At 37.6% G+C, this 20,743-nt stretch carries 20 protein-coding genes; 16 read left to right on the forward strand and 4 right to left on the reverse strand.

Annotation, left to right across the window (positions count from 1 at the left end; genetic code table 11):
- Nucleotides 1-82: 82 nt before the first annotated feature.
- From AB1I62_RS07445 to queG, 6 genes are all read left to right on the forward strand, one after another.
- The gene (locus AB1I62_RS07445) at nucleotides 83-418 is read left to right on the forward strand and encodes an LXG domain-containing protein (protein ID WP_240466834.1); all 336 of its coding nucleotides are present in this window, start codon (nucleotides 83-85) and stop codon (nucleotides 416-418) included.
- The gene (locus AB1I62_RS07450) at nucleotides 415-636 is read left to right on the forward strand and encodes a hypothetical protein (protein ID WP_048736792.1); all 222 of its coding nucleotides are present in this window, start codon (nucleotides 415-417) and stop codon (nucleotides 634-636) included. Before AB1I62_RS07445 ends, AB1I62_RS07450 begins: the two co-directional genes overlap by 4 nt.
- A gap of 183 nt (nucleotides 637-819) precedes the next feature.
- Nucleotides 820-2,709 carry an ABC-F family ATP-binding cassette domain-containing protein gene (locus AB1I62_RS07455; protein WP_002365663.1) on the forward strand — a complete coding sequence of 630 codons (1,890 nt, stop codon included), beginning with the start codon at nucleotides 820-822 and terminating at the stop codon, nucleotides 2,707-2,709.
- A gap of 17 nt (nucleotides 2,710-2,726) precedes the next feature.
- Nucleotides 2,727-3,674 carry a thymidylate synthase gene (locus AB1I62_RS07460; RefSeq protein ID WP_002398298.1) on the forward strand — a complete coding sequence of 316 codons (948 nt, stop codon included), beginning with the start codon at nucleotides 2,727-2,729 and terminating at the stop codon, nucleotides 3,672-3,674.
- A 17-nt stretch (nucleotides 3,675-3,691) separates the two neighbouring features.
- Nucleotides 3,692-4,186 carry a trimethoprim-sensitive dihydrofolate reductase gene (dfr, locus tag AB1I62_RS07465; protein ID WP_002360302.1) on the forward strand — a complete coding sequence of 165 codons (495 nt, stop codon included), beginning with the start codon at nucleotides 3,692-3,694 and terminating at the stop codon, nucleotides 4,184-4,186.
- Nucleotides 4,187-4,209: 23 nt separating this feature from the next.
- A complete protein-coding gene (queG, locus tag AB1I62_RS07470; RefSeq protein ID WP_010712461.1) occupies nucleotides 4,210-5,379 on the forward strand; it encodes a tRNA epoxyqueuosine(34) reductase QueG in 1,170 nt (389 codons plus the stop codon).
- 13 nt (nucleotides 5,380-5,392) lie between these two features.
- Here queG and lexA read toward each other — a convergent pair whose 3' ends face one another.
- Nucleotides 5,393-6,013: a transcriptional repressor LexA gene (gene lexA, locus AB1I62_RS07475; protein ID WP_002357566.1), complete on the reverse strand. Its 621-nt coding sequence runs from the start codon at nucleotides 6,011-6,013 to the stop codon at nucleotides 5,393-5,395.
- A 150-nt stretch (nucleotides 6,014-6,163) separates the two neighbouring features.
- On the opposite strand from lexA, the gene AB1I62_RS07480 reads away from it, so the two are divergent.
- Complete coding sequence (locus tag AB1I62_RS07480; RefSeq protein ID WP_002384502.1) at nucleotides 6,164-6,406, forward strand: DUF896 family protein; 243 nt, start codon at nucleotides 6,164-6,166, stop codon at nucleotides 6,404-6,406.
- Nucleotides 6,407-6,477: 71 nt separating this feature from the next.
- Nucleotides 6,478-8,472 (forward strand): transketolase, encoded by a 1,995-nt coding sequence (gene tkt, locus AB1I62_RS07485; RefSeq protein WP_367019140.1) that lies wholly within the window; start codon nucleotides 6,478-6,480, stop codon nucleotides 8,470-8,472.
- Nucleotides 8,473-8,522: 50 nt separating this feature from the next.
- Here tkt and AB1I62_RS07490 read toward each other — a convergent pair whose 3' ends face one another.
- Nucleotides 8,523-9,713 carry an MFS transporter gene (locus tag AB1I62_RS07490; protein ID WP_002357563.1) on the reverse strand — a complete coding sequence of 397 codons (1,191 nt, stop codon included), beginning with the start codon at nucleotides 9,711-9,713 and terminating at the stop codon, nucleotides 8,523-8,525.
- Between the two features lie 354 nt (nucleotides 9,714-10,067).
- Here AB1I62_RS07490 and AB1I62_RS07495 point away from each other — a divergent pair, with 354 nt between their 5' ends.
- The 4 genes from AB1I62_RS07495 (at nucleotide 10,068) to AB1I62_RS07510 (ending at nucleotide 14,309) form a co-directional block, all read left to right on the forward strand.
- Nucleotides 10,068-10,928 carry a glucosaminidase domain-containing protein gene (locus AB1I62_RS07495; protein ID WP_002357562.1) on the forward strand — a complete coding sequence of 287 codons (861 nt, stop codon included), beginning with the start codon at nucleotides 10,068-10,070 and terminating at the stop codon, nucleotides 10,926-10,928.
- A gap of 228 nt (nucleotides 10,929-11,156) precedes the next feature.
- Entirely contained in the window at nucleotides 11,157-12,089 is a 933-nt protein-coding gene (gene cysK / locus AB1I62_RS07500; RefSeq protein ID WP_002357561.1) for a cysteine synthase A, read from the forward strand.
- Nucleotides 12,090-12,227: 138 nt separating this feature from the next.
- Nucleotides 12,228-12,671 (forward strand): Fur family transcriptional regulator, encoded by a 444-nt coding sequence (locus AB1I62_RS07505; protein WP_002357560.1) that lies wholly within the window; start codon nucleotides 12,228-12,230, stop codon nucleotides 12,669-12,671.
- Between the two features lie 297 nt (nucleotides 12,672-12,968).
- Nucleotides 12,969-14,309 (forward strand): NADH oxidase, encoded by a 1,341-nt coding sequence (locus AB1I62_RS07510; RefSeq protein ID WP_048736798.1) that lies wholly within the window; start codon nucleotides 12,969-12,971, stop codon nucleotides 14,307-14,309.
- 50 nt (nucleotides 14,310-14,359) lie between these two features.
- Here the strand turns inward: AB1I62_RS07510 and AB1I62_RS07515 are convergent, their stop codons facing one another.
- Nucleotides 14,360-14,968 (reverse strand): NUDIX hydrolase, encoded by a 609-nt coding sequence (locus tag AB1I62_RS07515; RefSeq protein ID WP_002363964.1) that lies wholly within the window; start codon nucleotides 14,966-14,968, stop codon nucleotides 14,360-14,362.
- Nucleotides 14,969-15,144: 176 nt separating this feature from the next.
- On the opposite strand from AB1I62_RS07515, the gene AB1I62_RS07520 reads away from it, so the two are divergent.
- Together AB1I62_RS07520 and AB1I62_RS07525 are read left to right on the forward strand one after the other, a co-directional pair.
- Nucleotides 15,145-15,645 carry a GNAT family N-acetyltransferase gene (locus AB1I62_RS07520; RefSeq protein ID WP_048736800.1) on the forward strand — a complete coding sequence of 167 codons (501 nt, stop codon included), beginning with the start codon at nucleotides 15,145-15,147 and terminating at the stop codon, nucleotides 15,643-15,645.
- Nucleotides 15,646-15,664: 19 nt separating this feature from the next.
- A complete protein-coding gene (locus tag AB1I62_RS07525) occupies nucleotides 15,665-16,192 on the forward strand; it encodes an N-acetyltransferase (protein ID WP_002357555.1) in 528 nt (175 codons plus the stop codon).
- A 54-nt stretch (nucleotides 16,193-16,246) separates the two neighbouring features.
- Here AB1I62_RS07525 and AB1I62_RS07530 read toward each other — a convergent pair whose 3' ends face one another.
- Entirely contained in the window at nucleotides 16,247-17,065 is an 819-nt protein-coding gene (locus AB1I62_RS07530; protein WP_002357554.1) for an AraC family transcriptional regulator, read from the reverse strand.
- Between the two features lie 136 nt (nucleotides 17,066-17,201).
- Between AB1I62_RS07530 and AB1I62_RS07535 the strand changes: the two genes are divergently transcribed.
- Complete coding sequence (locus AB1I62_RS07535; protein ID WP_048736801.1) at nucleotides 17,202-18,950, forward strand: ABC transporter ATP-binding protein; 1,749 nt, start codon at nucleotides 17,202-17,204, stop codon at nucleotides 18,948-18,950.
- On the forward strand, nucleotides 18,943-20,721 hold the full coding sequence (locus tag AB1I62_RS07540) for an ABC transporter ATP-binding protein (protein ID WP_002360293.1): 1,779 nt from the start codon (nucleotides 18,943-18,945) through the stop codon (nucleotides 20,719-20,721). Before AB1I62_RS07535 ends, AB1I62_RS07540 begins: the two co-directional genes overlap by 8 nt.
- Nucleotides 20,722-20,743: the final 22 nt, after the last annotated feature.

A 20,743-nucleotide genomic window follows, 5' to 3' on the forward strand; every position in this document is an offset into this window, starting at 1 on the left:
ATTCATTAAAAATAACTGGAGTGGTTGTGGTTTGAATTAACTGTAATCACTCTATTTAAAGTAAATATAAAACCTAAAAATCATGAAAGCCAACCAACAATTATTGCACGATTCTGCTAGGGCAGTCGCCACATTAGCCCATAGTCAGCCAATTCCAGGAATTTATGAACTCTTACAAAATGCCCAACGGACCTTTATTAAGATGGCAGAAAGCATGCAACAAGACATTGACAAACTCCACAAGCAAATTCAAAAGCTCAATGAGTTTGACCGACAAACCAAAAACTTATTCGCCACTAGCTTAGAAGAAATGCAGTTGGCGATGCAAGGCATCTTAGTCCTGAATGAAACAACTGTAACTTTTGGGATGGACTGTTCTCCTATGAAATCTTATCTGAAAAGAGCATTTCAGAAATGATTAAAAAACATGCAGGAAATGAAAAAGAACATTACGGACTTGGAATTTGGTTGGCCAATCCAACAAAAAATCATACGCATATTTATATTGAAGGTTGTGATCCCAGTGTTTCCTGTAGTTCACTGTTCAATCCTTTGGGAAAAGATATATACACAGTTTTTAGTAATTATGAAGACAGTGTTTGGGAGCTTGCTCGAGGCTATTTATCAAGAAAATAAAGAACATACAGAACCTTGGACAAAACGGGTTTGAATTTTTGTCCAAGGTTAAGGTTCGCTACATATGAAATTCTCTCTTGAAGAAGATTATTCTGAACGTCTATAATTTATTTTTTTGGTAGCCGCATACGCTGATTTTTGATACAATAAGCAAGACCAAAATAGAAGGAGTTGGTAGTGTCGGTGAAAGAATTAAAAGTAACAGATTTAACCAAAACATATGGGGAAAAAACACTATTTGATCATCTTTCTTTTTTGATTCATGAAAAAGATCGCATTGGTTTAATTGGGATTAACGGCACAGGGAAAACCAGTTTATTAAATATTATTGCTGGCGTAGATAGCGGTGATGGTGATCTTGCTGCAATTCAGCAGCCAAGTGATTATCAAATTGGGTACCTTTCCCAGAATCAAACATTTGACGAGAATATTACGATTGCAGAAGCCGTGTTTCAGGGAGACAGCCCGATCATAAAAGCGGTCAAAAATTATGAATTAGCGTTAGCTGCTTTAAGTGAGAATGGTTTAGACGAAGGGGTTCAAAGACGTTACACGCAAGCAGAAGAAGCCATGAATAAACAAGATGCTTGGACAGCAGATACCAATGCAAAAATTATTTTACAAAAATTAGGTATTCCCACATTGGAAAAGAAAATAGGTGAGCTTTCTGGTGGGCAGTTAAAACGAGTAAGCTTGGCGCAAGTCTTAATTGAAGCGCCTGATTTACTGTTATTGGATGAACCAACGAACCATCTGGATTATGAAACGATTGAATGGCTGGAAAACTTTTTAAATAACTATCGTGGCGCGGTTTTAATGGTGACCCATGACCGCTACTTTTTAGATCGAGTAACCAATCGGATTTTCGAACTTTCTTTTGGAAAACTGTATGAATACAAAGGAAACTATGAAACGTATGTGATGGAAAAAGCCGAACGTGAACGTGTCGCTGTAGAACAAGAAGAAAAAAGAAAACGCCTCTTCAAACAAGAACTTGCGTGGATGCGAGCAGGCGTTCAAGCACGAGGAACGAAACAGCAAGCAAGAATTGATCGGTTTCAGGATTTAAAAGAAAACTTGCATCAGGTACAAACCAATGGCACCTTAGAAGCAGACTTTGCCACGCAGCGTTTAGGGAAAAAAGTTCTGGAAATCAAGGAAGGAAATTATGCCATTGATCATAAACAGCTTTTGAAAGACTTTAATTTACTCATTCAAGCAAACGATCGAATTGGCATTACTGGTAAAAATGGTGCAGGCAAATCCACATTATTAAATATTTTAGCTGGCCGCATTCCTTTAGAGAGTGGTCTATATAGTATCGGTGAAACCGTCCGAATTGGCTATTATACCCAGCAAAACGAAGAAATGGATCCTAATCAACGAATGATTGCTTATTTGCAAGAAGCAGCAGAAGAAGTGAAACGCAGTGATGGAAGCAGCGTTGGGGTCGCTGAAATGTTAGAGCGCTTTTTATTTCCTCGTTTTATGCACGGGACACTGATTGGCAAACTGTCTGGTGGAGAAAAACGCCGGTTATATCTCTTAAAATTATTAATTAGTCAGCCTAACGTGTTATTATTGGATGAGCCAACCAATGATTTGGACATTGATACATTGACCATTTTAGAAGATTATATTCAAACGTTTAAAGGAGCGGTAATTGCTGTTTCTCATGACCGTTATTTCTTGGATAAAACAATGGATAAATTGTTAGTTTTTCAAGGAAATGGTCAGATCCTATCATTTTATGGCACAATGAGTGAATATTTGGCGAACCAAAAAGAACAAGAAAAGGTCAAAGAAAAACCGCTCAATAAACCAGTAAAAGAAGCATCGACAGAAAAGAAAGAAAAAACAAAGCTGACTTATATGGAACAAAAAGAGTGGGCAACAATTGAAGAAGACATCACACAATTAGAAACGAAATTAGAAACATTAACTGAAGAAATGAATCATCAGGGTGATGATTTTGTTCGTTTACAAGAATTGCAAGAAGCAGTAACAGCAACGGAACAATTGTTAGAAGAAAAAATGAATCGTTGGGAATACTTGAGTGAATACGCGGATTAAGAGACGGAGGGAATAAGATGGAAGAAGCATACTTAGCGCTAGGAAAAAAGATTTTAGAAGAAGGTCATTTTAAAGAAGACCGTACAGGAACTGGTACGTATAGTTTATTTGGCTATCAAATGCGTTTTGATTTGGCCAAAGGATTTCCCTTACTAACAACCAAACGAGTACCGTTTGGCTTGATTAAAAGTGAGTTATTGTGGTTTTTAAAAGGCGACACGAATATTCGCTATTTGTTAGAGCGAAATAATCATATTTGGGATGAATGGGCGTTCGAACGTTACGTAAAAAGCGCAGATTATCAAGGACCAGACATGACGGATTTTGGGCATCGTGTCTTACAAGATCCAGCGTTTGCAGAACAATACAAAGAAGAACATCAAAAGTTCTGTGACACCATTTTAAATGATGCAGAGTTTGCAGAAAAATATGGTGAATTAGGGAATATTTATGGTGCGCAATGGCGTCACTGGGAAACCAAAGATGGTAGCTTTATCGATCAATTAGCTAATGTGATTGAAATGATTAAAACCAATCCTGATTCTCGCCGTTTAATTGTTTCTGCTTGGAATCCAGAAGATGTGCCTTCAATGGCGTTGCCGCCTTGTCACACTATGTTTCAATTTTATGTAAATGAAGGAAAATTAAGCTGTCAACTTTATCAGCGCAGTGCCGATGTTTTTTTAGGTGTTCCTTTTAACATTGCAAGCTATGCTTTATTGACACATCTAATTGCACATGAAACAGGTTTAGCAGTGGGCGAGTTTGTACACACGCTAGGAGATGCCCACTTATATCAAAATCATGTGGAGCAAATGCAAGAACAATTATCACGAGAAGTTCGTTCTTTCCCAACGCTCGTTTTGAATCCAGACAAGGCTTCTGTTTTTGATTTTGATATGGAAGATATTAAAGTAGAAGGCTATGACCCACATCCAACGATTAAAGCGCCGATTGCCGTATAAAAAAGGAGAGAGAAGCTATGTTAGCAGCTATTTGGGCCCAAGATGAACAAGGAGTGATTGGTAAAGAAGGCAAATTGCCTTGGCATTTACCCAACGACTTGAAATTTTTCAAGGAAAAAACAATTCATAATACATTGGTCTTAGGACGTGCAACTTTCGAAGGCATGGGATGTCGTCCGTTACCAAATCGAACAACGATTGTTCTTACCAGTAATCCGGATTACCAAGCTGAAGGCGTTTTGGTTATGCATTCCGTAGAGGAAATTCTTGCGTATGCTGACAAGTATGAAGGCGTGACCGTTATTGGTGGAGGTTCTGTCGTTTTTAAAGAATTGATTCCCGCATGCGATGTCTTATATCGGACGATGATTCATGAAACGTTTGAAGGCGACACTTTCTTTCCAGAAATCGACTGGTCTGTTTGGGAAAAAGTTGCCACTGTTCCCGGCGTCGTGGACGAGAAAAATCTCTATGCACATGACTATGAAACGTATCATCGAAACGATAAATAATAAAATGAAGGGAGGCATGAGCAATGCCGACATTGAAAGAAAAAATTATTCAAGAGAGTCAACGTTTAGGCATCGATAAAATCGGCTTTACTCATGCTGAACCATTTATTGAATTAGAAGATTCTCTGCATGAACAACGAGAGCGAGGATATAACTCGGGATTTGAACATCAAAATGTGGAAGAACGAATTTACCCAGAAAAAACGTTTGAGCATCCTAAAAGTATTATCTCCATTGCTTTAGCTTATCCCACCAAAGCTCAGGAAAAAATGCCTAGAGATGAAAAGCGTGGACAATTTGCGCGAGCCTCTTGGGGAATTGATTATCATCACATTTTGCAGGATCGGTTGCAAAAATTAATTGCTTTTATTGAAGAGCAAGCTGCCACTGAAGCAGAAAAAGAACACTGGCACTTTCGGCCGCAAGTAGATACTGGCGAATATGTTGACACCGCTGTTGCTCAGCGGGCGGGTTTAGGATTCATTGGTAAAAATGGTCTACTGATTACCGAAGAATTTGGTTCCTTTGTATATTTAGGTGAGGTGACCACCAACATTCAATTTGAACCAGATGAACCTGTTCCAAATGGTTGCGGTGATTGTACTCGTTGTATCACAGGGTGTCCTACAGGGGCTTTGTTAGGGGACGGTCGAATGAATGCTCAAAAATGTTTGTCTTATCAAACGCAAACAAAAGGCATGATGCCTGAAGAGTATCGAAAAAAAATGCGTAACGTCATTTATGGTTGCGACATTTGTCAGCTGGTTTGCCCTTATAATAAAGGAAAAGATTTTCATTTTCATGAAGAGATGGAACCAAAGATTGAAGAAGTCTATCCCAAATTGGCACCGTTATTAACTATTTCCAATAAAGAGTTTAAACAGCAATTCGGACACTTAGCAGGCTCTTGGCGTGGCAAAAAACCATTGCAACGAAATGCTTTAATTGCGTTAGCGAATTTGGGCGGCCGTGAAGCTATCCCACAAATTATTCTCTGTTTAAATGATCAGCGTCCTGTCATTCGCGGAACAGCTGCTTGGTCGTTAGGTCAGCTCGCAAAAAGAGAACCCGAGCAAAGTTTAGAAGCTTTAAATTATCTACTTTCTGTAGAAACTGAAGAAGAGGTTATCGAGGAAGCCCAAAAGGCTATTCACTTGTTAACAAGCAAAAAAGGAAGCCGCTCAACGGAGTGACTTCCTTTTTTTATTAAATATGATTGCGATATAAACCAACAACTTTACCTAAAATTGTAACGTTATCTAAAAGAATAGGCGCTAATGCATCATTTTCAGGCTGCAAGCGGATATGATCTACTTCTCGGAAGAATCGTTTACAGGTTGCTTCATCTTCATCGGTCATTGCGATTACGATGTCGCCATTATTGGCATTCGATTGCTTACGAACAATCACTTGGTCGCCATCTAGAATACCTGCGTTAATCATACTTTCTCCTCGAATCGTCAACATAAATAAAGCATTTTCTTCTGTACGTAAATCAGGAGGTAACGGGAAGAAATCTGATGCTTCTTCCACCGCTAAAATTGGTTCACCAGCAGTTACGACACCTAACATCGGAATAGTTGTCGGTTGAATTCCGATCTTTTCCAAGCCTTCTGGTGTTAATTCGATTGCTCGCGGTTTTGTTGGGTCACGTAAGATTAGACCCTTTTTTTCAAGACGAGCTAAATGTCCGTGAACGGTAGAAGTTGAGGATAAATCAACAGCCTTCCCAATTTCGCGAACGGTTGGCGGATAGCCCTTTAATTCGACTTGTTCGTATATATATTTAAGTACTTCTAATTGTCTTGTTTCTGTACGTTTCGCCAAAACCCGCACCTTCTTTCAATTGATAAAATTAGTGTACCATAAAATGCGAACGAAATCAAACAAGCGTTCGTGTTTTATAAATATCAGAATATAGTTGTTTTTTTAAGGCAGTTCTTATAATATAGACAGTGAGAGTAAGGAGGGATTTTGATGTTATCGAAAGAAAAAATTGCCCGTATAAATGAATTAGCGAATAAAGCAAAAGTGGAAGAACTTAGTGCGAAAGAAAAAGTCGAACAACAAGAATTACGTAAAGAGTATTTAGAAGCATTTCGTGGAGGGATGCGTCACCATATCGAAGGAATGAAGGTCGTGGATCAAGAAGGGACCGATGTGACTCCTGAAAAACTAAAACAAATTCAACGTGAAAAAGGACTTCACAACAGAAAGTAATTGCTTTCATTGTCGAAATAAGCTACACTATGAATAAAGGTAAAAAAAACCTAAATTAGGAGATGATTTTTTTGTTTGACAAGACAGATCAATTGGGCGTTAATACAATCCGGACATTAAGTATTGAAGCCGTACAAAAAGCGAACTCAGGACATCCTGGTTTACCAATGGGTGCTGCCCCAATGGCGTATGCACTTTGGACAAAACATTTAAAGGTGAACCCCACAACTTCTAGAAACTGGGTTGATCGTGATCGTTTTGTACTTTCAGCAGGCCACGGCTCTGCAATGTTGTACAGCTTATTACATCTATCAGGATACAACGTAACAATTGACGATTTGAAAAATTTCCGTCAATGGGATAGTAAAACACCAGGGCATCCAGAAGTGCACCACACAGATGGTGTTGAAGCAACAACGGGACCTCTAGGACAAGGGATTGCTATGGCTGTTGGTATGGCAATGGCTGAAGCGCATTTAGCTGCAACTTATAATCGTGATAGTTTCCCTATTATGGATCATTATACGTACGCAATTTGTGGTGACGGCGATTTAATGGAAGGTGTTTCTCAAGAAGCAAGTTCAATGGCTGGTCATATGAAATTAGGTAAATTAATTGTCTTGTATGATTCAAATGACATCTCATTAGACGGACCAACTTCTAAAGCCTTTACTGAAAATGTTGGGGCTCGTTATGAAGCATACGGATGGCAACATATTTTAGTTAAAGACGGCAATGATTTAGATGAAATAGAGGCTGCGATTGAAGCGGCTAAAGCTGAAACAGATAAACCAACACTGATTGAAGTTAAAACAGTCATCGGTTACGGAGCACCAAAAGAAGGAACATCTTCCGTTCACGGCGCGCCAATTGGTGAAGAGGGCATTACAGCGGCTAAAGCTGTTTATGGTTGGGAATATCCTGGCTTTACTGTGCCAGAGGAAGTCGCTGCTCGTTTTAAAGAAACGATGATTGACGAAGGCCAAAAAGCTGAAGAGGCTTGGAATGAGATGTTTAAGAACTATGAACATGCGCATCCAGAATTAGCCAAACAATTTAAAGAAGCTTTTGCCAATCAATTACCTGAAGGTTGGGAACAAGAATTACCTAAATATGAACTAGGAACAAGTGCCGCAAGTCGTGTAACAAGTAAAGAAACGATTCAAGCTATTTCAAAAGTTGTTCCAAGTTTCTGGGGCGGTTCAGCTGATTTATCAGCCTCAAATAATACAATGGTTGCTGCAGAAAAAGATTTCGAACCTGGTCAATACGAAGGCCGTAATATTTGGTTTGGTGTTCGCGAATTTGCAATGGCTGCAGCAATGAACGGGATTCAATTACACGGTGGTAGCCATGTTTATGGCGGAACATTCTTCGTCTTTACTGACTACTTACGTCCAGCAATCCGTTTAGCCGCTTTACAAAAAGTTCCTGTAACTTACGTCTTAACGCATGACTCTGTTGCGGTGGGTGAAGATGGGCCAACACACGAACCAATTGAGCAATTAGCAAGTGTTCGTTGCATTCCAAATGTTCATGTGATTCGTCCAGCAGACGGCAATGAAACTGTTGCTGCTTGGAAAATTGCTATGACTTCTACGGAAACACCAACTATTTTAGTTCTAAGTCGTCAAAACTTACCTGTTTTAGAAGGAACGTTAGAACACGCTTCTGATTCTGTTCAAAAAGGTGCTTATGTATTGTCACCACAAAAAGGTGAACAACCAGCAGGGATTTTAATTGCGACTGGTTCTGAAGTAAATCTAGCAGTGGAAGCACAAGCTAAATTAGCGGAAGAAGGCATCGATGTATCTGTCGTGTCAATGCCAAGTTTTGATTTATTTGAAAAACAATCTGCTGAATATAAAGAAAGTGTGTTACCTAAAGCTGTGACAAAACGTGTGGCGATTGAAGCTGCAGCAAGCTTTGGTTGGGAACGCTATGTAGGGACGGAAGGCAAAACAATTACAATTGATCACTTCGGCGCTTCTGCACCTGGCGGTCTAGTTCTTGAAAAATTCGGCTTTACTCCTGAAAATGTGGTTAATACCTATAAATCACTATAAATAAAGATTAAAAAACCTGAATGCTTGTGATAGCATTCAGGTTTTTTGCTTCATTTCTTTTTGGGAGCAAAGAGCATAAAGTGAAAAAATAATGCGAACAATTGGAATCCAATACCAGTTAAAGTAACACCAGACCAACCATAGTTTTGCCACATTAATGTCCCAATCAATGACCCTAGTGAACCGCCGATGAAATAGAAAAACATAAAGACGGTATTGTTACGATTGCTGGCTTCTTCTCCCAAATTTTGAACGCGTGTTTGATTGGCTACTTGCCCAAATTGAGTACCGATATCTAAAACAATAATTGCTAAGATTAGTAAGACCACATGTGTTCCACCTAGAAAAAGTAAGATAAAACTACCGAACTGCATTAACAGGCCAATCAAAACAATCTTCCGTTCTGGATAATAATCGGATAGACGACCAATGATGGGTGCTACGAAAGCCCCTGATAACCCAAAAATTGCTAAAATACCGACTTCTTTCGGTCCCCAATAATAAGCTGGACTACTAACAAAGAAAATTAATGTAGACCAAAAGATTGAAAAGGTTGCAAACATAAAAAAGCCATTGACAGTTGCTTCTCTTAACAAAGGTTGCGATTTGATTAGCTTAGGAAGACTTTTCAAAGAACCTAAATAAGTTAATCGATTTGAAGTTTGAGTATGTATCACTGTTTTGGGCAATTTTAATTGAAGTAGAACGACCAATGCTAACACGAATATTACGGCGATTAAGTAGACTGTTCGCCAAGAAGCTGCACTAGCAATGAAACCCGAGATCGTTCGAGACAATAAAATTCCTGTCAATAGTCCGCCCAGCATTCGACCTGTTACTTTACCACGGTTCGCTGGTCCCGCCATGACCGCAGCATAAGGAATAATAATTTGGGCGACAATAGAGAGCAGCCCGATAAAAAAAGAAGAGAGTGCAAAAAGGAGAAAACTTGGTGCAAAAAACGCAGCACTTAGAGACAGCGAGGAGAGCGCGGCTACTCGAATGATTAATTTGCGGCGATCAACGACATCGCCTAATGGAACAAGAAAAAGTAAGCCTAGCGCATAGCCTAATTGGGTCAGCATAGTAACAAAACCAATAGAACCAATACTGACTTGAAAGGCCTGAGCAATTTGGGTGCCAATTGGTTGAATATAATACATATTGGCGACCACAACCCCGCAAGTTAACGCTAATAAAAACGTCACTTGATTTGTTAAACCCGATTGTTGTTTCTTCATCTAACCACCTACATTTCTATGTAATTCATTTTGTAATACAACAACTACTCGGTAATAGTTGTTTTGACTACAAAAACAGACTTCTCTTATAAAGTTTGTTCAAAAAGTGACAAGTCCATTAAAAAGTTTATCACAATAAATAAAGAAAAGTAAGAGGATAAATAACAAAAATCTCATCAAATTGAAAAGAAGAAGTGGTTGTTTTCACAAGTGTGAAGAGGGTTAATTAAATACAAACAAGATTTCAATTACATTACAGAAATTTTAAAACTCAAAATTTAATACGTTTATTTCTTGTTTCAATAGGAAATTAACGGTAAAATAGAAAAGTGAGACAGTGAGGAGGAAAAATGAATGAGCGAACAGTTAACAAGAAGTAGTAAACATATTCAAAAAGCTCTTAAAAAGCAAAAAGCTTATAAACGTGCTACCGCCGTTGCGGGGACTTCAATGATTTTAGCACCTGTGGTTGGTGCTGCGGTACCTGCCCAAGCAGAATCTAGCCAGCAAGCATTTATTAATGAAATCGGAAATTCAGCAGCAGCCGTTGCCAATAGCAATGATATGTATGCTTCCGTCATGATTGCTCAAGCGTTGCTAGAAAGTAGTTATGGTAGTTCTGGGTTAGCATCTGCACCGAACTATAACTTGTTTGGTGTAAAAGGAAGTTATAATGGACAATCTGTTTATATGCCAACAAAAGAATATTTAGACGGACAATGGGTGACCGTCACAGCAGCATTTAGAAGTTATAATTCTTATGCGGAATCGTTCCAAGATCATGCCAATGTTATTCGTTCCACTGCTTTTGGGGATACATACCATTATTCAGGCGTTTGGAAGAGTAATACTAGCAGTTATCGCGATGCAACAGCCGCTTTAGCTGGAAGTTATGCAACTGATCCAGGCTATGCCGAAAAATTGAATTGGTTAATTGAAGCATATAATTTAACTCAATATGATTGGGGAGCACCAGTCGCTCAAACCACTAGTTATTCAGATACAACGGGAACCGTTGATACAACAATCGATACAGCGGCTTCTGCAACAGCAACAGCAGAAACTGTAGCTAGTCAAAGTTACACTGTCGCAAACGGCGACACATTGTGGGACATTGCTGCACGTTTTGGAACGACAGTTGATAATTTAATGTCACTAAATGGATTAACATTGGATTCTGTTTTATCGGTGGGTCAAACCATCCAAATCGGTTAATTTTGCAATTATTTAGTTGAAGACGGACCTTACAAAAGCAGTAGTTTTTGTAAGGTCTTTTATCGTGAAAATAGGTAGGGCTAGCAGCAATTATTTGATGAGCATAATCTGTTTTTTTATTTAATTTTTCACAAACTAAAATTCGTTTTTCTGGTAGAAATCGTTTTTTTGAGCTATGCTTAGAGAAAGAATTATTATATTGTTTGTAAAATTGGAGGATGTAGGATTATGACTAAAGGTTATGTAAAATCAGTAACAGAGTTAATTGGTCAAAGCCCAGTTGTGAAATTAAAACGGATGGTACCAGAAGGAGCTGCAGATGTTTTTGTTAAACTAGAGTTCTTTAATCCTGGTGGCAGTGTGAAAGATCGAATTGCTTTAAGCATGATCCAACAAGCCGAAGCAGATGGTCGCCTAAAACCTGGACAAACGATTATTGAGCCGACTAGTGGTAATACAGGCATTGGGTTAGCAATGGTAGGTGCTGCGTTGGGATATCCAGTTAAGATTGTGATGCCAGATACTATGAGTATTGAACGCCGCAAATTAATGCAAGCATATGGGGCTGATCTATTATTAACCCCTGGTGCCGAAGGAATGAAAGGGGCAATTGCAAAAGCCACAGCCTTAGCAGAAGAACACGGGTACTTCATGCCTTTGCAATTTAATAATCCAGCTAATCCAATGGTACATGAACAAAAAACAGGAAAAGAAATTGTTGATGTCTTTGGTAAACGTGGCTTAGATGCGTTTGTTTCTGGTGTTGGCACTGGAGGAACCGTTACAGGAGTTGGCCATGAATTGAAACGGATTTTTCCAGATATTGAAATTGTTGCAGTAGAACCAACGGAGTCGCCTGTTTTAGAAGGTGGCGAACCAGGTCCACATAAAATCCAAGGAATAGGCGCTGGTTTTGTCCCAGAAGTTTTAGACACCACTGTTTATCAAAAAGTTGCCGCTGTTTCTAGTGAAGACGCATTAGAAACTGCTCGTTTAATGGGGCCAAAAGAAGGCATCCTTGTGGGGATTTCAGCAGGGGCAGCAATTAAAGCTGCCATTGATTTGGCAGTTGAATTAGGCGCAGGCAAACGTGTCTTAGCGCTGGTTCCAGATAACGGTGAACGTTATCTTTCGACAGCTCTTTACGAATTTCCAGAATAAAAAACACGCAAAAAAACGAGCATTTCTCTTAGTTTAGTAAAATGCTCGTTTTTTCCACGAGAATCCTACAATAATTCTTGTCAATCGTAATAAGAAATAGTATTATTTAAGAAAGATAGACAGGGGAGGGATACAAAGATGGACAACGTATTGGTTAAAAATGCACTTGCTGAATTAAAAGAAGCCAATATCCGAATTACTCCGCAACGTTATGCTATCTTGGAATATTTAATCGAAAATCATACACACCCAACAGCTGATGAAATTTATCGCGCACTAGAAGATCATTTTCCAAATATGAGTGTAGCAACGGTTTACAACAATCTACGTTTATTTACTGAAATCGGTTTCGTTCAAGAAATGAGTTATGGCGATGCATCTAGTCGTTTTGATTTTAGTTCGAAGAAACATTATCACGTGATTTGTCAAAAATGTGGTAAAATCGTTGATTTTCATTATCCAGGGTTAGAGGACGTTGAAATGGCCGCTAGTAAATTAACAGGCTTCGAAATTAATGAACATCGTTTAGAATTATATGGATTATGTCCAGATTGCCAACAAGCACAACAGGAGAATGTGTAAAAAATTACATACTGTTAAAAATTTATCAAAAGATAAGTCACTTGTCTAGGCAAATTTCACAAGCGTAAGAGTTTTCACTCTTATGCTTGTTTTTTTGTGTGGTTATTGACTTTTAAATTCTTAAAAACAAAAAATTAACTAGCTATTATTAAGAATTAGCAACAGTTTGTGAATTTTTTTATATGCGATTCACAAGCATAGAACTCGAATAAGCTTGATTCCTCTGATATATTTTAAACAGACAGAGGGAGACGTCACCTCTGCAAAACAAAGATTGTGAAAGAAGGGATTTACAACATGAAAGTCGTAGTCGTAGGATGTACCCATGCTGGAACTTCAGCAGTTAAAAGTATTTTAGCAAATCACTCGGAGGCGGAAGTCACTGTATATGAAAGAAATGACAATATTTCCTTCCTATCTTGCGGAATTGCCTTGTACGTTGGAGGCGTAGTTAAAAATGCTGCTGATTTATTTTATTCAAATCCAGAAGAACTGGCTTCTTTAGGAGCAACAGTGAAGATGGAACACAATGTTGAAGAAATCAACGTGGACGACAAAACTGTTACAGCAAAAAACTTACAAACGGGTGCAACTGAGACCGTTTCTTATGATAAATTAGTGATGACAACTGGTTCTTGGCCAATTATTCCACCAATTCCAGGAATTGATGCTGAAAATATTTTATTATGTAAGAACTATTCACAAGCCAACGTGATCATCGAAAAAGCGAAAGATGCCAAACGTGTCGTTGTCGTTGGTGGCGGTTATATTGGTATTGAATTAGTAGAAGCTTTTGTAGAATCTGGTAAAGAAGTCACTTTAGTTGACGGGTTAGACCGCATTTTAAATAAATATTTAGATAAGCCATTCACAGATGTTCTAGAAAAAGAATTAGTTGATCGTGGCGTTAATTTAGCTTTAGGTGAAAATGTCCAACAATTCGTAGCAGATGAGCAAGGAAAAGTAGCAAAAGTCATTACACCAAGTCAAGAATTCGAAGCAGATATGGTGATTATGTGTGTTGGTTTCCGTCCAAATACAGAATTATTAAAAGATAAAGTTGACATGTTACCAAATGGTGCAATTGAAGTCAATGAGTATATGCAAACAAGCAATCCTGATATTTTTGCTGCGGGTGATAGTGCAGTTGTTCACTACAACCCAAGTCAAACAAAAAATTATATCCCATTAGCAACGAATGCTGTTCGTCAAGGTATGCTAGTAGGTCGTAATTTGACTGAACAAAAATTGGCTTATCGTGGCACACAGGGAACTTCTGGTTTATATTTATTCGGTTGGAAAATTGGTTCAACAGGTGTGACAAAAGAAAGTGCCAAATTAAACGGACTAGATGTCGAAGCAACTGTTTTCGAAGATAACTATCGTCCAGAGTTTATGCCAACAACTGAAAAAGTTCTGATGGAATTAGTCTATGAAAAAGGAACACAACGCATTGTTGGTGGTCAATTGATGTCTAAATATGATATCACACAATCTGCCAATACTTTATCATTAGCGGTCCAAAATAAAATGACTGTCGAAGATTTAGCGATTTCTGATTTCTTCTTCCAACCACATTTTGATCGCCCTTGGAACTACTTAAACTTATTAGCCCAAGCCGCTTTAGAAAATATGTAATTAATAATAATAGAAAAAGGATGAAGAACTTCTGTTCCTCATCCTTTTTGTTAGTCACTAAGCGCTCCAGTTGTTTGGTTCATTAATGCCATTAATTGCTCTTTCGTTGTTCGTTTGATAGAAAGAGGGGGGAGATTATCTAAAGAAAAATAAGCACAATTCGAGGTTTCAATGTTTTTTTCAAAGGGATGATTTTCTAAAATCTCACAAGAAAAGATCATTTTATAGTACTGAAATAGTTGAGGAATGTCTTTTCGTTTATCTGTATCATAAACAGCAAGCAATTCTTTTGCTGTAACAACTAAGCCAGTTTCTTCCAATACTTCTTTTTCAATATTTTCTTTAGGAGAGCAGCCAATTTCGGCATAGCCACCAGGTAATGACCATTCTTTGGTCCGTAAATCTTCAACTAATAAAAAACGATTCTCTTTTTTTATTAAACCGCGAACATCTACTTTCGGTGTTGGATAACCTTCCTCTTTAGTTAAGATTTTTTCTAAGTCGGGCAAGACAGTCGCTTCGGGTCCGGTTGCGCTAATAAGTTGTAACGTAAGTTCTCGTAGTTCTTGGTAACGTTCTTGATCAAAAGCATCTTTCCCGTAAAAAAGACCTGCATCCGCCAATGCTAGCAACCGCTTATAGGTGTTCAGATAATCCATATACGCACGCTCCTCATAGACTTAATACGTTTAGTTTAACAGAAAAAAACAAAGGAAGGGCAGATTTAGCGAGAAAAGGAGTCGGTTTAAGGAAATAATAAAGAATAAATGACTAACTTACATTTTTAAACTACCTATGCTATTATTTAATAAAAAAGATTGGGTATACAATAATTTTGTTATGTAAACAAAAAGGAGGTTGTAAATTGAAAGAATTTACAATTATAAGGGAAAAAAATGCAGATAAAAAGACTCAGGCAGCACAAGAAGTATTGTTTAATCTTCCAGAATGGTTTGACCTTGAAAAAGAGACCCGCAAGTATATCGATATAGCTAGCACTTTACCTATGTGGGTGGCAAAGGATGTAGAGAATAAAATACTCGGTTTTATAACACTTTCAGAAACAAGTAAAGATACAGTAGAAATCCATTGTATGGCAGTTAAAAAGCGGTATCATCGCAAAGGTATCGGCAAGTTATTGATAGAAAGCGTGGAAACGTATTCTAAAAATAACTATTTTTTTATTCAAGTCAAAACAGTTGACGAAGGAAATTATTCCGTGTACGATCATACTATTCGTTTTTACGAATCATTGGGTTTTAAGCGCCTTGAGGTTTTTCCGACATTATGGGACGCTTGGAATCCTTGTTTAATTTTAATTAAACAGTTGATTTAATCTACAAAGGAGTTTTAGTATGTCAGTATTTATTAGAGAGTGTACCGTCGCAGACGTACCAGAATTAGAGGCCATTTGCCAAGAGACTTTTGCAGATACTTATGGAGATGGCGAAAACGAAGAGGATTTACAGGCACATTATGAGAGGAAATTTAGTCCAGCAGTTTTAGAAAGCGAAATCTTACATAAAGATTCGCAATATTTCTTTGCTTTTTATAATAATGAACTTGCAGGTTATGTGAAATTAAATCACGGTGATGCTCAGATTACCTATCAACATCCACAAGCGTTACAAGTTGAGCGCATTTATATTCGTAAATCTTTTAAGCGTTTAGGCTTAGGCAAACATTTGATTACGAAAGCAATTGAATTAGCGGAAGAAGCAGAAAAAGAGACGGTTTGGTTAGGTGTTTGGGAACATAATCATCCAGCGCAAAAATTTTATCAATCGTTAGGCTTCGTCAAAACAGATGAACATGATTTTTATATGGGAAATGAACGCCATACCGATTATACAATGACGAAACAGTTAAAAGAGTCAACGTAAAGCAAAAACAAGGAAACGGACGCAATGAAGCCGACGATTCCTTGTTTTTTTATCTTAAAATTGTGAAGGGGATTTTCCATAATATTTTTTGAATAATTTACTGAAATGATAGGCATCTTCGTAACCAACCGTTTTTGCCACTTCTTTGACACTTAAGGAATCATTTTTCAGCAATTCTTTCGCATGGTTTAAGCGGATTTGAATTAAATAATTGATTGGCCCAACGCCTGTGGCCGCTTTAAAGGTTTTCGACAAATAAGTCGGGGTAACATATAACATTTCTGCTAACTGTTCCAAAGTAATTTCTTCGTCATGGTGCGTTTCCAGATAATAAATCGTATGATTGACTAAATTTCGTTTTCTTTTTTCCGTTTTCGATAGCCGAGTTTCAATTTTATTTTCTTGATCAACTGCTAAGCTTCTTAAAATATAGACCAATAGTTCAATAACTAAAGCTTTAATTTGTAACGCTGATTCAACTTCTTGATGGTTTAATTCATGAACAATTTGCCAAGCTTTTTCTAAAAAAGCACCATGTAAATGACTTAAATCTAATAAAGCTGATTTATTTGGAAATACGTTTCGCGCTAAGCCTTCTAAATAGAGATTTGAAATGCCAATGTGTAGTTGATGTGAGTAAGTTCCTGCTTTTTGTTGCTCACCATGTTCCGTTCGCGGATTAAAAAGAAACACCGTACCAGCAGTGGCATGGTACTGTTGCCCTTGAACAATATATTCAGATTCACCTTCTAAAAGAATAGATATTTCCAGAAATTCATGATGATGACAATTATAAGGGTGGGTCTCTTCGTTCCAAGGATCGAAGGCATATAAAATTTCAGGATTAAACGTTCGACTATTTGTGTAGTTCATAAAAAATCACTCCTACTTGTATCCGCTTTCTATACTATATTGTACATCAAAATATACAAGAATGCCCATTTCTTTTCCTATAAAAAAACAGTAATCTTATACACGTCCATAAAAACAAGAGAGAGTAGGGGAGAAAATGAATAGTTTTGAATGGATTTGGCAATATGCTAAAAAAAATAAGAATAAGTTACTGCTAGCTGTTATTTTTGTCGTTATTAACGCTATTTTAATTGTTATTATTCCATTGTTATCTGGCAGAATTGTAGACCAAGTAATCAATCAGGGGAAAACTGAAGAGCTTGTCCCAATTCTTGGGGTTATGATTGGGGTGACCGTTATTCGGACAGTTGTTCGTTATAGTTATCAAGTCTTGTTTGAATCGGTCGGACAATCTGCGTTATTTGACTTAAGAAAAGATATGTATATCAAACTTCAAGAATTAGATTTTGATTTCTTTAATCATACACGTGTTGGCGACATTATGGCGCGAATGACAGGGGATACAGACGCTATCCGCCATTTCGTTTCTTGGGTCACTTATAACCTCTTAGAATGTATTTTATGGTTCATCGCAGCCGTGATTGTGATGGGGACGATCAATTGGCAATTGATGCTGGCATTAATTTTAATTACACCTTTGATTTTTCTGTTAACACAAAAAATGTCGAAGGAATCGCATCCGGTATTTTTTGAGATTCGGGAAAGTTTTTCTCGGTTAAATTCAATGGTCGAAGAAAATATTGGTGGAAATCGGGTGGTTAAAGCTTTTTCTCAAGAACCTTATGAAATTGAAAAGTTTAACAAGCACAATGAAGACTATAAAAAATGGAATATGGCTTCCGCAGATGTCTCTAAAAAATATTTACCGTGGTTAGACGGTTTTGCAGGTAGTTTAAATGTTATTGCCTTAGTTCTTGGTGGCCTCTTTGTGATTCAAGGTCGGATGACAATTGGTGATTTAGTGGCCTTTAACGGCTTTCTCTGGATGTTGAACATGCCGATGCGAATGAGTGGCTGGTTGATCAATGATGTGCAACGCTTTACGGCATCGTCCATTAAAATTCGTCAGTTATTAGCAACGAAACCGAAGATTCCCATTGCTCGGGAAAAAGAAGCAGAACCGATCCAAGGCTATGTGACGTTTGATCACGTGTCCTTTCATTTTTCAGATGATCCAGAAACCCCCATTTTATCGGATGTTTCATTTTCAGCAAAACCTGGTGAAACAATTGGTATTTTAGGGGAAACTGGTTCAGGCAAAACCACTTTAGTTAACTTAATCGCTCGGTTCTATGATCCAACCAAAGGCACTGTTTATATTGATGGAAAAGATGCTAAAAGCTATTCTGTTCGTAAATTGCGAGAAAATATCTCCATGGTTATGCAAGATGTCTTTCTTTTTTCCAATACGATAGAAGATAACATTGCTTTTGGTAATACACTGGCTAACTTGGAACAAGTGCAAATGATGGCTGAAATTGCTGATGCCCATAGCTTTATTTCCAGAATGCCCGAAGGTTATGCAACAATTGTTGGTGAACGCGGCGTTGGCCTATCTGGTGGCCAAAAACAGCGGATTTCACTAGCCCGTGCTTTAACCAAAGATCCAGCTATTTTAATTTTAGATGACACAACTTCCGCTGTTGATATGGAAACAGAATCAAAAATTCAAAAAGAACTAGGTCGTTTGACGGAAAAGAAAACGACATTTATTATTGCCCACCGAATTTCTTCTGTGAGAGAGGCCAATTTAATTTTGATGATGGAAAAAGGCCGTGTGGTGGAAAGCGGTACTCATAGCGAATTAGTCGAACAAAAAGGCAAATATTTTGACGTATATCAAAAACAATTAGGTCTGACAAAGGAAGGTGAGTCGCGTGGCTAGAAATACGTTTGATGTAGATGAGACTTTAGAAAAAGAATTTAATTGGTCTCATTATAAACGATTAGGCGCCTATATTAAGCCTTACAAAAAAGCTGTTTTTAAAACATTATTTGTCATCATATTAGCTAATCTGGCAAGTATGTTAGGCCCTTACTTTACTAAAATTGCGATTGACCAAGTAATTCCACAAAAGAATCTCTCGTTACTCTTGATACTAGGGGCTATTTTCCTATTTTCCTTGGTGATTATTGGTTGGTGTATGCGTTATCGAATATATGCCATCACAGAAATTGGACAAGATATTTTAAAAGATATGCGTTTTTCAATTTTTGAGCATCTACAAAAATTACCATTTTCTTATTTTGACAGTCGGCCGCATGGAAAAATCTTAATTCGGGTGGTCAATTACATCAATACGTTAAGTGATTTACTAAGTAACGGATTGATCAATTTAATTTCTGATTTATTTAATGTGATTATTACCTTAATTTTCATGTTATTTATTGATGTGAAATTAACCTTATACAGTTTACTGCTATTGCCTGTGTTGTTCGTGATGGTTCTATTTATCCAAGGGAAACAACGGAAAGCTTACCAAGAGCTTAGCAATAAACAATCAAACTTAAATGCCTATATTCATGAAAGTATTTCAGGAATTAAAATTACACAATCTTTTGCACGAGAAGATGAAAATTTCCAGATTTTTAACGAGGTAAGCGAAGAATATCGTCAATCCTTTATGAAAGCTGTGCGTGTCCAGTATTTATTATGGCCAGCAGTGCAAAATATATCCGTCATTACGACTTGTTTTATCTATTTCGTAGGAATCCGTCAATTAGGTGTGTCCGTTACCACTGGGACGCTAATTGCTTTTATCGGTTATATCAATAACTTTTGGAATCCGGTCATCAATATTGGTAACTTTTACAATTCTCTGATTACTGCAACTGCCTATTTGGAAAGGATTTTTGAAACGATGGATGTTGTTCCAGAAATTCAAGATGCGCCGCACGCTATTGAGTTGCCGCCAATTAAAGGAACCGTCGACTTTCAGCATGTTTATTTCCGTTATGAAGAAGGAAAAAATATTTTGACCGATGTTAGTTTTCATATTGAGCCAGGACAAACAATCGCCTTGGTTGGGCCAACAGGTGCGGGTAAAACAACAATCATCAATTTGTTAAGTCGTTTTTATGATGTGAATGAAGGGGCCGTTAAAATTGATGGTTATGATGTTCGCGATGTGACACTCCGTTCGTTAAGGAAACAAATGGGGGTAATGCTTCAAGATACGTTTATTTTTTCAGGAACGATTATTGAAAACATTCGGTACGGAAATTTAGCAGCCACAGAGGAAGAAGTCATCCAAGCCGCAAAAATTGTTCGTGCGCACGATTTTATCAAGGATTTAAAAGATGGCTATGAAACAGTTGTGGAAGAGCGGGGTAGTACACTCTCGGCAGGACAACGCCAATTAATTTCATTTGCTCGTGCTTTACTGGCAGATCCCAAAATTTTAATTTTAGACGAAGCAACCTCCAGTATTGATACAAAAACAGAAGAATTGTTACAAGAAGGATTACAACAACTTCTGAAAGGACGGACATCGTTTATTATTGCTCATCGACTTTCTACCATCAAAAATAGCGATAAAATTTTCTATATTGATGGTGGTCGTATTGTGGAAGAAGGATCTCATGATCAACTAATGGCAAAACATGCGTTATATCATCATTTATATCAATCGCAATACGACTTATTAAAGAGCTAGATGATAAAACAGAGAAAATTCT

The organism is Enterococcus sp. AN402 (assembly GCF_040719405.1).
Classification (GTDB): domain Bacteria; phylum Bacillota; class Bacilli; order Lactobacillales; family Enterococcaceae; genus Enterococcus; species Enterococcus faecalis.

Coding starts and splice junctions, on each gene's coding strand:
- AB1I62_RS07525 (WP_002357555.1), top strand. CDS start 15,665: ATGTCAGTATTTATTAGAGAGTGTACCGTCGCAGACGTACCAGAATTA.
- AB1I62_RS07495 (WP_002357562.1), top strand. CDS start 10,068: ATGAGCGAACAGTTAACAAGAAGTAGTAAACATATTCAAAAAGCTCTT.
- AB1I62_RS07515 (WP_002363964.1), bottom strand. CDS start 14,968: ATGGATTATCTGAACACCTATAAGCGGTTGCTAGCATTGGCGGATGCA.
- dfr (WP_002360302.1), top strand. CDS start 3,692: ATGTTAGCAGCTATTTGGGCCCAAGATGAACAAGGAGTGATTGGTAAA.
- AB1I62_RS07510 (WP_048736798.1), top strand. CDS start 12,969: ATGAAAGTCGTAGTCGTAGGATGTACCCATGCTGGAACTTCAGCAGTT.
- AB1I62_RS07530 (WP_002357554.1), bottom strand. CDS start 17,065: ATGAACTACACAAATAGTCGAACGTTTAATCCTGAAATTTTATATGCC.
- AB1I62_RS07535 (WP_048736801.1), top strand. CDS start 17,202: ATGAATAGTTTTGAATGGATTTGGCAATATGCTAAAAAAAATAAGAAT.
- queG (WP_010712461.1), top strand. CDS start 4,210: ATGCCGACATTGAAAGAAAAAATTATTCAAGAGAGTCAACGTTTAGGC.
- AB1I62_RS07490 (WP_002357563.1), bottom strand. CDS start 9,713: ATGAAGAAACAACAATCGGGTTTAACAAATCAAGTGACGTTTTTATTA.
- AB1I62_RS07460 (WP_002398298.1), top strand. CDS start 2,727: ATGGAAGAAGCATACTTAGCGCTAGGAAAAAAGATTTTAGAAGAAGGT.
- AB1I62_RS07505 (WP_002357560.1), top strand. CDS start 12,228: ATGGACAACGTATTGGTTAAAAATGCACTTGCTGAATTAAAAGAAGCC.
- cysK (WP_002357561.1), top strand. CDS start 11,157: ATGACTAAAGGTTATGTAAAATCAGTAACAGAGTTAATTGGTCAAAGC.
- AB1I62_RS07480 (WP_002384502.1), top strand. CDS start 6,164: ATGTTATCGAAAGAAAAAATTGCCCGTATAAATGAATTAGCGAATAAA.
- AB1I62_RS07445 (WP_240466834.1), top strand. CDS start 83: ATGAAAGCCAACCAACAATTATTGCACGATTCTGCTAGGGCAGTCGCC.
- AB1I62_RS07450 (WP_048736792.1), top strand. CDS start 415: ATGATTAAAAAACATGCAGGAAATGAAAAAGAACATTACGGACTTGGA.